Origin of the sequence: Kitasatospora sp. NPDC059803 (genome assembly GCF_042732255.1) — a bacterium.
Classification (GTDB): Bacteria; Actinomycetota; Actinomycetes; order Streptomycetales; family Streptomycetaceae; genus Kitasatospora.
Map to the genome: position 1 here is coordinate 1 of NZ_JBHWIJ010000147.1, position 12517 is coordinate 12517.

The window sequence follows — 12517 nt, forward strand, 5'->3', positions numbered from 1 at the left end:
CGTCGTGTTCCGGCCGCCTCCCGCAGGTGACCTTCGGAGCATGCGCGAGGCGACGATCGGCGCCCTGAGCGGCGCCGTTCGGGGCTACCGGGGCGCCTGGCCAGCTCCGTAGCGTGGCGGGAAACGACCACCACACGACGGTCCGAAGGATCGTCCAGCCGAAGGGAGATGGCCCGATGGGGGGTGTGTCCGACAGGACCGGCGGTCCGACCGGTTCCACCGGTGCGGCGGGTGCCGACGCCGGCCCGCGCACGGCGGTGCTGGCCGCCGCGAGCCACCGGAGCCCCGGCGCGGAGCAGCCGAGGTCCCCGTACCGCGCGATGTCGGACGCCGAGCGGTCGGCGCTCTGGCGCCAGCGGCTGCACGAGGCCGAGGCGGGCCTGACGCGGTACCTGGTGTCGCGCGGGAACGGGCTGCACCTGACCGACTGGTTCGTGCTGCAGTCCGAGCTCTTCGCCGACCTCCCCGCGCCGGACGCCCCGGCCCCGGAGTGGCAGCGGGTGTTCTTCCGCGACCAGGCGCTGATGGAACGTTTCCTCGTGCGCCGCTACGGCGAGGAGGGGCTGGGCGACTGGGCCCGGTCCAATGCCGAGGTGCACCGCGAGGTCGAACCCGACCACGGCCGGGGCGCCGCCGACCCGATCCACCGGATCGCCCGGCAGGCCGAACTGTACGGCTCGGAGTACGAGTTCGACGACGAGGAGCCGCCCGGCGCCGAGCACGCGGCGCTCACCATCACGCACTGTGCGATCTGGGACTACCGGGAGAAGGCCCGCCGCTCGGGCGTCCAGCTGACCCTCGCCTCGCCCTGCACCTACTGCACCGAGGCGCTGTCCGCCAACATCCGCGCCAAGGGCTACCGGCCCGCGCACCGCCTGACCAACGGCCCGACCGGCCACGGCTGCCGCTGGGAGTCGAGCGCCGCAGCCGGGCCCGCCGCCAACGACGAACCGGGGGAGTCCTGAGATGTGCGGTGTCACCGGCTGGATCGACTGGGACACCGACCTGCGCCACCAGGCGCGGACGGTCCGGGAGATGACCGCCACCCTGGCCTGCCGCGGCCCGGACGCGGACGGCGTCTGGCTCTCCCGGCACGCCGCGTTCGGCCACCGCCGGCTGTCCGTGATCGACCTGGACGGCGGGGCCCAGCCGCTCGCCGACCGCCCGGGGCCCGACGCCGGCGCCGTCCTCTGCTACAACGGGGAGCTCTACAACCACCGCGAGCTGCGCGCGCAGCTGGAGGCCCTCGGGCACGTCTTCCGGACCCGCTCCGACACCGAGGTGGTCCTGCGGGCCCACCTCCAGTGGGGCAAGGACGCGCCGACCAGGTTCAACGGCATCTTCGCCTACGCCCTGTGGGACGCCGCGCGCGAGGAACTGCTGCTGGTCCGCGACCACCTCGGCATCAAGCCGCTGTACTGGCACGCCCACGCCACCGGGGTGCTGTTCGGCTCCGAGCCCAAGGCGGTGCTCGCGAACCCGCTGTTCCGCGCCGAACTGGACACCGAGGGCATCGCCGAACTGTTCGCGCTGCCCGCCGCGCCGAGCGCCGGCCACGGCCTGTTCCGCGGGCTGCACGAAGTCCGGCCCGGCCACCTGGTGGTCGTCGGCCGCGGCGCCACCCGCGAACTCCGCTACTGGCGGCTGGAGTCGGCCGAGCACCGGGACGACGCCGCGACCACCCGCGGCACCGTCCGGGACCTGCTCGCCGACGCCGTCGAGCGGCAGCTGATCAGCGACGTGCCGCTGTGCACCCTGCTCTCCGGCGGCGTCGACTCCAGCGCCGTCACCGCGCTGGCCGCGGCCGCCCGCGCGCGGGCCGGCCACGGGAAGATCGCCAGCTTCTCGGTCGACTTCCCCGGCAGCACCGACCGCACCCCGGACGCCTGGCGGACCACCCTCGACGCCCCGTACGTGCAGGCCGCCGCCGAGCACATCGGCACCCTGCACACCACCGTCCTGGTGCCCGACGACGACCTGCTGGACGCCCGCGACGCCGTCCTGCGCGCCCGGGACCGGCCCGGCTGGGGCGAGATGGACGCCTCGCTGCACCTGCTCTTCCGCGAGGTGCGGCGGCGCTCCACGGTCGCACTCTCCGGCGAGGCCGCGGACGAGATCTTCGGCGGCTACCCGTACTTCCACGACGCGCAGGCCGTCGCCGCGCCGACCTTCCCGTGGCTGCACGGCAAGGCCACGCCCGCGGACCTGCTGCGCCCGGACGTCCGGGCCGAGGTGCGCCCCGAGGAGTACACCGCCGCGGCCTACCACCGCTCGCTCGGCGAGGTGTCGCGCCTGCCCGGCGAGTCGGCCGCCGACGCGCGGATCCGCGAGGTCTTCCACCTCGCGCTCACCCGCTGGCTCCCCCCGCTGCTGGACCGGGTGGACCGGGTGTCGATGTCGGTCGGCCTGGAGGTGCGGGTGCCGTTCTGCGACCACCGCCTGGTGGAGTACCTCTGGAACGTCCCGTGGGCGCTCAAGGCGCCGGACGGGCGGGCCAAGGGCCTGTTCCGCGACGCCGTCCGGGACCTCCTCCCGCCGCAGGTCGCCGACCGGCCCAAGAGCGGCTACCCGTCCACCCCGGCCGTCCGCTACACCGAGGTGCTGACCGCCCGGGCGCACGAGCTGCTGGCCGACCCGAACGCGCCGGTCTTCGAGCTGGTGGACCGCGAGCTGGTCCGCCGGCTGCTCGCCGAGGGCCGCCCGCTGCCCAGCCCGCGCACCGCGCCTAACCCGGTCGGCGGCCTCGACCACCTGGTCCAGGTCGACGAGTGGCTGCGCGCCTACCGGGTGGGGCTGCGATGAGCGGCCCCGCGGCGGCCGTGACCACGGCGAAGGCCACCGAGGAGGCCTTCCGGGCCGCCTCCCGCGGCTGGACCACCGGGGTTGCGGTGGTCACCACCCGCGCGGACGAGGAGGTCTTCGCCAAGACGGTCTCCTCCTTCAGCACCCTCTCCCTCGACCCGCTGCTGGTCACCGTCGCGGTCAGCCGCCACAGCCCGCTCGTGGCCGCGGCCCGCGCCGCCGGACGGTTCGGCCTCTCGGTCCTGACGGACGGCCAGTCGGCGGTGGCCCGGCGCTTCGCCACCCCCGGGGCCGGGCGTGCGCTCGGCGGCTTCACCGCGGTGCCGATGCGGACGGCGGTCACCGGTGCCCCGCTCGTCGACGACGCCCTGGCCTGGTTCGACTGCCGGCTGCACGGCACCCTGCCCGGCGGCGACCACACCATCCTGGTCGGCCGGGGCGCGCGCCGGGCGCCGCCGCCCCGCGCCGGGGACCGGGCGCAGCCCGGCGTCCAGCGCGTACACCCGGGTGTTGGGCAGCGGCCGCCCGATCGGGACGGCGGCCGGGACCTCGGCGGCGGTGGCCATCGGGTGGCGGGTCGCGAAGGTCGTGGTCTCCGTCGGTCCGTAGCCGTTCACCACCCGCAGGCCGGGGCAGTGCTCCAGCACCCGCCGGATGGCGGCCGGCGAGACGATGTCCCCGCCCGTCCACACCTCGCGCAGCCCGGCGAAGGTCTCCGGGGCCTCGGCGGCCAGCACGTTGAAGAGCCCGACCGTCATCCAGGCGGCGCCGACCCGCCCCTGGCCGATCGCGGTCGCCAGCTCGGCGACGCCGAGCCGCCCGGCGGGGGCGACCACCACGCGGCCGCCCGAGAGCAGCGGCACCCAGAGCTCGTAGGTGGAGGCGTCGAAGGCGACGGGGGAGTGCAGCAGGACGCGCTCGTGGCCGCCGCCCGCGAACGCCCCGCCGAGCGCGAGGTCGACCACGGACCGGTGGGTGACGCCGATGCCCTTGGGCACGCCGGTCGAGCCGGAGGTGTGCATCACGTACGCCAACTGGTCGGCGCTCAAGGGGAGTCCGAGGTTCCCGGCGGTGTCGTCGCCCTCGGGGTCTCGTGCGCCCTCGGGGTCGAGCACGTCCAGTCCGGTCAGCGCGGGGTGTGCCCGGTGGGCGGTGTCGGCCAGCACCAGCCGGGCCCCGGAGTCCGCGAGGACGGCCCGCAGGCGCTCGGCCGGCTGCGCGCCGTCCAGCGGCACGAAGGCGCCGCCGGCCTTGAGCACGGCCAGGATCGCCACCACCAGGGCGGCCGAGCGCTCCATCAGCAGCGCGACGGGGGTCTCGGCGCGGACCCCGGCCTCGACCAGTCGCACCGCCAACCCGTTGGCCCGCGCGTTGAGTTCGGCGTAGGTCAGCTCGACGTCGTCGGCGGTGAGCGCGACCGCGTCGGGCGTCTCGGCGGCCCGCGCCTCGAACAGCTCGGGCAGTGCGGCCTCCGGCAGCGGCGCGGTGGCGCCGGTCCCGCCGGTCAGCAGCCGCTCGCGCTCCTCCTCGGTCAACACCTGGACGGCACCGACGAGTTCGGCCGGGTCGGCGACGATCCGGTCGAGCAGGGCGAGGAAGCGGTCCAGCAGGGTGCGTGCCTCGGCGGGGGTGAAGGCGTCGGGCCGGTGGTCCAGGCGCAGTTGGAGGCCGTCGCCCGGGGTGAGGGCCAGCAGCAGCGGGTAGTGCGCGCTGTCGACGTCCTCGACCAGGGTGACGTGGGTGGCGCCGCTCGGGTCGGCCTCGCCCAGGGCGGACGGGTCCGGGTAGTTGCCGTACACCGTGACGGTGTCGAACAGGCTGCCCACTCCGGCGAGTTGCTGGATCTCGGTGAGGCTGAGGTGCTGGTGGTCCAGCAGCGCGGACTGCTCGTGCTGGAGGCGCAGCAGCAGCTGCCCCCAGCTCTCGGCCGGGTCGAGGGTGACGCGCACCGGCACGGTGTTGATGAGCAGGCCCACCATCCGCTCCACGCCCGGCAGGTCGTGCGGCCGGCCGGAGACGGTGGTGCCGAAGAGCACGTCCTCGCGCCCGGTGAGCCGGGCCAGCAGCACGCCCCAGGCGGCCTGGACGAGGGTGTTGAGGGTGACGCCGTAGCGGCGGGCGGTGCGGGCCAGCGCCTCGGTGTCCGCCGGGGTGAGGCCGGTGTGCAGGCGCAGCGGCAGCTGCGGGGCGGCTGCGGAGCGGCCGGGGGCCAGCAGGGTGGGCTCGTCGGCGCCCGCCAGGGCCCGGGCCCAGGCGGCGCGGGCGGCGGCGCCGTCGCGCCGGGTGAGCCAGCGCAGGTACTCGCGGTAGGGGGCGGCCGGGGGCATCGGCTGCTGGAAGTACAGGCCCCACAGCTCCTCGGCGAACAGCGGGGTGGACCAGCCGTCCAGCAGGATGTGGTGCGCGGCGGCGATCAGCTGGTGGCGCCCGGGGGCGAGGGTGAGCAGGGTGTAGCGCAGCAGCGGCGGCCGGGCGAGGTCGAAGCGGCGGCCGTACTCGGCGGCGGCGATCCGCGCGGCCTCGGCCTGCGGGTCGGCGTGCGCCGTCAGGTCGAGGACGGTGAAGGGCAGTTCGACGCCGTCCGGTACGGCCTGCACGGGCGGGCCGTCGGGGCGCTGGTGGAAGCCGGCCTTGAGGTTGGGGTGGCGCAGCAGCAGCGCCTCGGCGGCGGCGCGCAGCCGGTCGGCGTCCACCGGGCCGGTGAGGTCGAAGGTGCAGACGGAGGTGTAGACGTCGGCGCCGTCGGTGTCGTACGCCGCGTGGAAGGCCATGCCCTGCTGGAGCGGCGAGGTGGGCCAGACGTCCACCAGGCGGGCGGGGGCGTGGTGTTCGGCGAGCTGGTCCAGTTCGGACTGGCCGAGGGTGACGAGCGGGAAGTCGGAGGGGGTGTGTCCGCCCGCGTCCGGCTGGTCGGCGTGCTCGGCGAGCGCGCGCAGCGCGGTGAACCACGCCTCGGCGAGCGCGGCCACGCGCTCCTCGGCGAGCAGCCCGGTGGCGTAGGACCACTGGGCGACCAGCAGCGGGCCCTGCGGGGTGTCGACGGTGGTGGCGTCCAGGCCGAGCACCCGGCCGAGCGCGAGGCCGGTCGCGGCGCCCTCGCTCATCGCCTCGGTGCCGGCGAGCACGTCCTCGGCGGTGACGCCCTCCGGCGCGAAGCGGCCCAGGTAGTTGAACTCGACCTGCGGATCGGCGTACCCCTCCAACACGGCGGCGGTGGCCGGGTTGAGGTGGCGCAGCAGGCCGTAGCCGATGCCGTTGTCCGGGACGGCGCGCAGCTGCTCCTTGACCCGGCCGAGGGCCCGGCCGAGCCCGGGGCCGGCCGCGGTGACCTCGGACCAGGGCAGCGCCCCGGGGGCGAGCCGGACGGGGTAGAGGGAGGTGAACCAGCCGGCGGTGCGGTGCAGGTCGACGCCGTCGACGACCTCCTCGCGGCCGTGGCCCTCCGCGGTCACCAGCACGGCGCCGTCCGGACCGGTGGTCGCCGCGCCGCGCCAGTGGCCGAGGGCGAGCGCCAGCGCGGTCAGCAGCACGTCGTTGACCTGCGCGTGGTAGGCGGCCGTGACCCGGGTCAGCAGCGCCTGGGTGGTCTCGGCGGGCAGCACGAGCCGCAGGACGCCCTCGGTGGCGTAGGTGTCCCGGGCCGGGTCGAGCGGGCGTGTGCCGAGCAGCGGGTCCGGGGTGGCCAGGGCGGCCTCCCAGAGCGGGAGTTCGGCGGCCCGGCGGTCGGTCCCGGCCTCGGCGGTGAGCCGCTGGGCCCCGCGGCGGAAGGAGGTGGGCACCGGCGCCAGCGCCACGGCCCGGCCCTCGCGGACGGCGGCGAGCGCGGCGAGCAGGTCCTCCTCGACGATGCGCCAGGTGACGCCGTCCACCGCCAGGTGGTGGATCACGAGCAGGAGCTGCGAGGGCAGGCCCGGCCCGGCGTCGAACCGGACGGCCTGGAGCATCCGGCCGTCCTCGGGCGAGAGGCGCTCGCGGGCGGCCTCGGTCTCGGCGCGCAGTGCCTCCTGGGTGGCCGGGCCCGCGACGTGCCGCAGCGCGGCCCCGGCGGGGACGGCGCCGGGGGCGGGGACGTGCAGCGTCCAGGGGCGCTCGGCGAGCGGGGAGGTGCGGGCGCGGAAGACGTCGTGGTGGTCGAGCAGCGCCTGGAGGGCCGTGGCCACGTGCTCGGGCCCGCTCCCGGCGGGGAGGGTGAGCAGGGTGGACTGGTAGAAGCTCTCGACGGCGCCGTGCTGCGCGGCCAGCCAGTGCACGATGGGCGTCGGCGGCACCTCGCCGAGGCCGGCCCCGGCGGGTTCGGCGACGACCGGCCCCTCCAGCGGTCGGGCGATCCGGGCCAGCGCCTCGACGGTCGGCGAGAGGAACACCTCGCGGGGGGTGAGCTGCAGCCCGGCGTGCCGGGCCCGGGAGACGAGCCGGATGGCCACGATGGAGTCGCCGCCGAGCTCGAAGAAGGAGTCCGTGACGCCCACCGCGGGCAGGCCCAGCACCTCGGCGAAGAGCCGGGCGAGGGTGTGCTCCAGCTCCCCGGCGGGGGCCCGGCCGCCCTCCTCGGCGGCGGCGAAGACCGGCGCCGGCAGGGCGCGCTTGTCCACCTTGCCGTTGGGCGTGAGCGGCAGCCGGTCGAGCACCACGACGGTGGGCACCATGTGGTCGGGCAGCCGCTCGGCGCAGTACGCGCGCAGCTCGGCCGGGTCGGCGGCGCCGACGGTGTAGCCGACCAGGCGGCGCTCGCCCGGGCGGTCCTCGCGGACCAGCACCACGGCCTGGCGCACCTCGGGGTGGGCGGAGAGGGCCTGCTCGACCTCGCCGAGCTCCACCCGGAAGCCGCGGATCTTCACCTGGTCGTCGGCCCGGCCGACGAAGTCCAGCTGCCCGTCCGGCCGTTGGCTGCCGAGGTCGCCGGTGCGGTACATCCGGTCACCGGGCTCGCCGAAGGGGCAGGCGACGAAGCGCTCGGCGGTCAGGCCGGGGCGCCCGAGGTAGCCCCGGGCCAGGTGCGGGCCGGAGACGTACAGCTCGCCCACGGTGCCCGGTTCGACCGGGCGCAGCCGCTCGTCCAGCACGTGGATGCGCACGTCCTGGCAGGGGTGGCCGATCGGGGGCTGCTCCTCGCCGGTGAGCGGCTCGCTCATGGTGACGATGACGGTGGTCTCGGTCGGCCCGTAGCTGTTGAGCATCAGGCGGTCGCGGCCGCAGCGGGCGGCCAGTTCGCGCGGGATGGCCTCGCCGCCGCCGATCAGGGTGCGCAGGGAGGGCAGCGGCACGTCCGGCAGGGTGGCCGCCATCGCGGTGGCGATGTCGGCGTGGGTGACGCCGTACTGCTCGATCAGCGCGGCCAGCGGCTCGCCGACCAGCTGGCTCTGCTCGCGGGGGAGCACCAGGGCGGCGCCGGTGGAGAGCGCCACGGCCAGGTCGGAGACGGAGACGTCGAAGCTGAGCGAGGCGGCCTGGAGCACCCGGCTGCCGGGGCCGACCCCGGTGGCGGCGACCTGCGTGTCGATCATGCTGGGCAGTCCGGTGTGGGTGACGGCCACACCCTTGGGCACACCGGTGGAGCCGGAGGTGTAGATCACGTACGCGGTGTTCCCGGCGCTCAGCGGCCGCACCCGCTCGGCGGCGGTGAAGGGGGTGCCGGCCTGGGCAGCCAGTTCGGCGAGGTGCCCGGGGGAGTCGAGCAGCAGCCGGGGGGCGCCGGTCCCGGGCAGCTGGGCGGCGGCCTCGGCGGTGGTGAGCACCAGGGCGGCGCGGGAGTCGGTCAGCATGTGGCGCAGCCGCTCGGCGGGGTAGGCCGGGTCGGCGGGCAGCCAGGCGGCGCCGGTCTTGGCCACGGCGAGGATCGCGGCGACGGCCTCGGGGGACTTCGGCAGGGCGAGCGCGACGATGTCCTCGGTGCCCAGGCCGCGGGCGGCGAGCACCCGGGCCAGCCGGTTGGCGCGGGCGTCCAGCTCGGCGTACGTGAGGGTGGTGCCCTCGGCGTACAGGGCGGGGGCCTGCGGGGTGCGGGACGTCTGGGCGTCGACCAGCGCGGTCAGGGTCGGCCGCTGGTCGGCTCTGTGCGTCTGCTGGACCCCGGACATGTGGCTCTCTCCCTCGTACGGCTGGCCCCCGCGGTGGCGGGAACAGCTTGCTCGGCGACCTTCGGGGCGGTCGGCCCGGGCGGTCGATGGAGCGGCGGTGCGGTGGCGTGGTGGCGCGGTTCTGGCTGTTTTGGTGGTGCGGTGGTGCGGTGGTGCGGTTTCGGCGCTGGGCTGCTGCGGTCAGTGGCCGGACTGCTGGGCGAGCAGGCTCTTCGGCCGCAGGTCCTGCCAGTGCTGTTCGACGTAGTCGAGGCAGTCCTGCCGGCCGGCGGCGCCGAAGGCCTGCTGCCAGCCGTCGGGCACCGGGCTGAAGGCCGGCCACAGCGAGTGCTGGCCCTCGTCGTTCACCAGGACGAGGTAGCTGGCGTCGGGGTCCTCGAACGGGTTCGCCATCGTCGGTTTCCTCTTTGTTGGGAGAAATTTCGGGGAGGGGGGAATTACGCCGGAGCGCGGCTCACGGACCCCAGCCGGAGTCGGCGTTGGGCGCCGAGACGAGGGCGGCGGCGGCCAGGGGCGCGTGCGGGTCGGCGCTGCTCTGGACGCCCAGTCCGGCGACCAGCAGAACGGCGAGAATCCCGAGCATATGGTGAATGCGAACGGCAAGATTCTTCATCGTTAATTCCTTTTTCCGAGGGGGCGGTCGGCCCTCTTCGCTCGGAAATTCATCCTGCCGAGGCTCAAACGGGGGTGGAAGCTCTGGCCATGATCGGGAACACGCATTGCGGGAACCGGAAGCCCGAACAGACCATGTCAAAAACAGACAGATCTGATCCAAAGAGTGCCTGGCACTGTCAGATCAGTGGTGGGAACCGGTCACTGGCGAGGGTTTCGGTCAAACCACGCCCCCGGCGCGTCGGCGAGGGAGGCCCCGGCCCCCGGCCCCCGGCCCCCAGGAGCCGCCGAAGCTGCCGCGGGGGCGGGGGTTACGGAGCGTCAGTGCGGGAGGTGACGGAGCGTCAGCAGTGCGAGCCCCGGCGCAGTTCCTCGCGGACGGCGGGCCAGTCGTCGGTCCACGTCCGCCCCGCCGAGGCGGGCGACTCCAGGGCGATCGTCGCCAGGTAGGCGCGCTTGAGCGCGGCCCGCTCGTCCTGCACCCGGCCCGAGGCCTGCTCGATCCGGCGCAGCCGGGCGTGCAGCCGCTCCAGCGCGCCCCCGCCCGCGAGCAGACGCCGCGCCTCGGGGCCGAAGCGGAAGCCGGCGGCGAGCAGCGGCCAGGCCGACCGCCACACCCGGAACACCTCGCGGTGGCCCGGACCCCACTCCCGCTCGGCCCGGGACAGCCGCGCCATCGCCGCCCGCTCGGTGGGCGCGGCACAGATCTCGCGCAGCGTCCGCACGAGCGCACCCCAGTCCTCGCCGGGCGCGTGCCGCAGCGCGGCGTGCAACAGGTGGGCCATCGAGCCGTGCACCACGGTGCGCGGCCACCGCGCGGCCACCGCCTCGGCCAGGCCCCCGCCGGTGTCGCCGACCAGCACCCAGACCTCGCGCACCCCGCGCTCGGCGAGCTCGGCCAGCACCTGCGGCCAGTGCTCCCCGTCCGTGGCCGGCCACAGGCCCAGGACCTCGCGCCGGCCGTCGGTGGAGATCCCGAGCGCCAGGTGCACCAGCGGGCCGCCCGAGCGGCCGCTGCGCACCGCGTCGAGGAAGACCACCGGGTAGACGGGGTCGAGCGGGCACCGGCGCCGCTCGTCGAGCTCGTCGAGCACCTGGTCGGTGATGGCGGAGACGGTCTCCCGGCTGAGCTCCACGCCGTACACCTCGGCCAGGTGCGCCACCAGCTCGCCCGAACTGAGGCCGCGCGCGGTGAGCGAGATGACCAGCCGGTCGAGGCCGGGCAGCCGGCGGGCCCGGGGGCGGACGGCCCGGGGGGTGAAGCTGCCCTGGCGGTCCCGGGGCACCCGCACCTCGACCGGGCCGACCTCGGTGAGCAGTCGTCTGGCCCGGGCGCCGTTGCGGACGTTGGCGCCGGGGTCGGAGCCGGGTTCGGCCCCGCGCAGGTGCTCCTGGAGTTCGAGCTCCAGGGCGTGCTCGATCAGCTGCTTGGCGAGCGTCTGGAACAGCCCGCCGTCGCCCAGCAGCCGGATCGCGCCGGAGCCGACCTGCTCGGCGGCGGCCTCCGCCAACTGCCGCACCAGCCGCTGGTCCACCAGCTCGGCCAGGTCCACGGGCGGGACCGCCGGGCCGGGATCAGCTCGCAACAAGGGGTGCCCTCCGTCTGTCGGCCGTTCCGTCCGCCGACCGTCCGCCCCGGCCGCCCTGACGGGGCGACAGGCGCGACACGGCGGCCATCCGCCTGTCACCGCGGCCGGGTACGGTCGGGTCCGCCACTGCCGCGGTCGGCTCCCCCGCCTCCGGGCGCGCTCGGCTTCGCCGTCGGCCGCTGATTTCCGCGCCACTTGGGCGTACACTCACGGCAGTCAGAGCCCGGGGGGACGGCTTCCGACCGACAGGTGATTTCCATCCTGCCATTTCAGACGCCTGGCGGTGGCCGGTACGGGCATTCGTGAAACCGCAATGCCGAAGCCGGAAGGATGCCCAGATGTGCCTATCCCAGGACAACAGCGCGGGAATGGGGACACCGCAGCTCTGTGACCGGGGGGTCGAGTTCTACCGGGTGGCGCTGGCCGAGGGCTGCGCCGCCGGAGACGCCCCCGAGTGCCTGCTCGCGATGGGCCTGCTGCGCTCCGTGCCCGGCTCCGGCGAGCGGCTGACCCCCGTCCCGCCCGACATCGCGGCCACCGGCCTGACCCGGCCGCTCGAACTCGCCGTGCTGGGCCACCAGGAGCGGCTCGCCGAGCTGCGCACCGCCTTCACCGCCGCCGACCGCGCCTACCAGGACGTCATGCGCCGGGCCCAGCTGCCGGTCCGCCTCCTGACGGGCGAGGAGATCAACCCCGCGCTGGAGAAGGCCGTCGCCGCCTGCACCGAGGAACTGCGCACCGCCCAGCCCGGCGGCGGCCGCAGCCCCGAGCACCTCGCGGACGCCCTCCCGCGCGACCTCGCCCTCGCCGGGCGCGGCGTGCGCCAGCGCACCCTCTACCAGCACACCGTGCGCGCGCACGGCCCGACGCTGGCCTACATCGAGCAGGTCACCGCCCAGGGCGCCCGGATACGCACCCTGAACGAGGTGTTCGACCGGGTGATCATCTGCGACCGCTCCACCGCCTTCGTCCCGGCCGCGGCCGACCGCGAGGCCGCCGCGATGCTCATCCAGTTCCCACCGCTGGTCGAGTACCTGCTCAAGATCTACGAGTTGATGTGGGAACGCGCCGAACCGGTCACCTACCTGGAGGGTCGCCACCGCCCCCAACTGCTCACCGACCGCACCCGCCAGAACGTCCTGCGCCTGATGGTCAACGGCTACACGGACGAGGCCATCGCCTCCCGCCTCGGCATGAGCACCCGTACGGTCTCCAGCCACATCCAGAAGGCCAGCGAACTCCTCGGCAGCCGCAGCCGCGGCCACCTCGGCTACATCATCGCCCGCGAGGGCGTCCTGGACGAACCCCTCGACGACCTGTGACCGGCACCCGGGGGCGGGGGCCGCGGGGGGGGGGGTGGGCCCCCCGGGGGGGGGGTGCTAGTGTACGCCGTTGGAGGGGTGCGCCAGGGGGCGGATCTGGCGCGGGGCGCCCGGC

The 12517-nt window shown here is 75.6% G+C and carries 6 protein-coding genes and 2 pseudogenes; 4 read left to right on the plus strand and 4 right to left on the minus strand.

Going from position 1 to position 12517, the window contains the following annotated elements; genetic code table 11:
* The first annotated feature begins 185 nt into the window (after positions 1 to 185).
* From ACFV6I_RS22630 to ACFV6I_RS22640, 3 genes and pseudogenes are all read left to right on the plus strand, one after another.
* On the plus strand, positions 186 to 965 hold the full coding sequence (locus tag ACFV6I_RS22630; RefSeq protein ID WP_079135393.1) for a hypothetical protein: 780 nt from the start codon (positions 186 to 188) through the stop codon (positions 963 to 965).
* A 1-nt stretch (position 966) separates the two neighbouring features.
* Positions 967 to 2802, plus strand: coding sequence for an asparagine synthase (glutamine-hydrolyzing) (asnB, locus tag ACFV6I_RS22635; RefSeq protein ID WP_380427295.1), 1836 nt, complete (start codon positions 967 to 969; stop codon positions 2800 to 2802).
* A pseudogene (locus ACFV6I_RS22640) lies at positions 2799 to 3182 on the plus strand (flavin reductase family protein); the annotation flags it as partial. The gene asnB and the pseudogene ACFV6I_RS22640, both read left to right, overlap by 4 nt.
* 99 nt (positions 3183 to 3281) lie before the next feature.
* On the opposite strand, the pseudogene ACFV6I_RS22645 reads toward ACFV6I_RS22640, so the two are convergent.
* The 4 genes and pseudogenes from ACFV6I_RS22645 to ACFV6I_RS22660 form a co-directional block, all read right to left on the minus strand.
* Positions 3282 to 8879, minus strand: a pseudogene (locus ACFV6I_RS22645) (amino acid adenylation domain-containing protein); the annotation flags it as partial.
* Positions 8880 to 9059: 180 nt separating this feature from the next.
* Entirely contained in the window at positions 9060 to 9272 is a 213-nt protein-coding gene (locus ACFV6I_RS22650; RefSeq protein WP_063349684.1) for an MbtH family protein, read from the minus strand.
* Positions 9273 to 9333: 61 nt separating this feature from the next.
* Positions 9334 to 9462 carry a hypothetical protein gene (locus ACFV6I_RS22655; RefSeq protein WP_380427297.1) on the minus strand — a complete coding sequence of 43 codons (129 nt, stop codon included), beginning with the start codon at positions 9460 to 9462 and terminating at the stop codon, positions 9334 to 9336.
* Positions 9463 to 9835: 373 nt separating this feature from the next.
* Positions 9836 to 11080 carry an IS256 family transposase gene (locus tag ACFV6I_RS22660; protein WP_380427299.1) on the minus strand — a complete coding sequence of 415 codons (1245 nt, stop codon included), beginning with the start codon at positions 11078 to 11080 and terminating at the stop codon, positions 9836 to 9838.
* Positions 11081 to 11418: 338 nt separating this feature from the next.
* Between ACFV6I_RS22660 and ACFV6I_RS22665 the strand changes: the two genes are divergently transcribed.
* Positions 11419 to 12402 (plus strand): helix-turn-helix transcriptional regulator, encoded by a 984-nt coding sequence (locus ACFV6I_RS22665; protein WP_363374037.1) that lies wholly within the window; start codon positions 11419 to 11421, stop codon positions 12400 to 12402.
* The last annotated feature ends 115 nt before the right edge of the window (positions 12403 to 12517 follow it).

Coding starts and splice junctions, on each gene's coding strand:
- asnB (WP_380427295.1), top strand. CDS start 967: ATGTGCGGTGTCACCGGCTGGATCGACTGGGACACCGACCTGCGCCAC.
- ACFV6I_RS22650 (WP_063349684.1), bottom strand. CDS start 9,272: ATGGCGAACCCGTTCGAGGACCCCGACGCCAGCTACCTCGTCCTGGTG.
- ACFV6I_RS22655 (WP_380427297.1), bottom strand. CDS start 9,462: ATGCTCGGGATTCTCGCCGTTCTGCTGGTCGCCGGACTGGGCGTCCAG.
- ACFV6I_RS22665 (WP_363374037.1), top strand. CDS start 11,419: ATGTGCCTATCCCAGGACAACAGCGCGGGAATGGGGACACCGCAGCTC.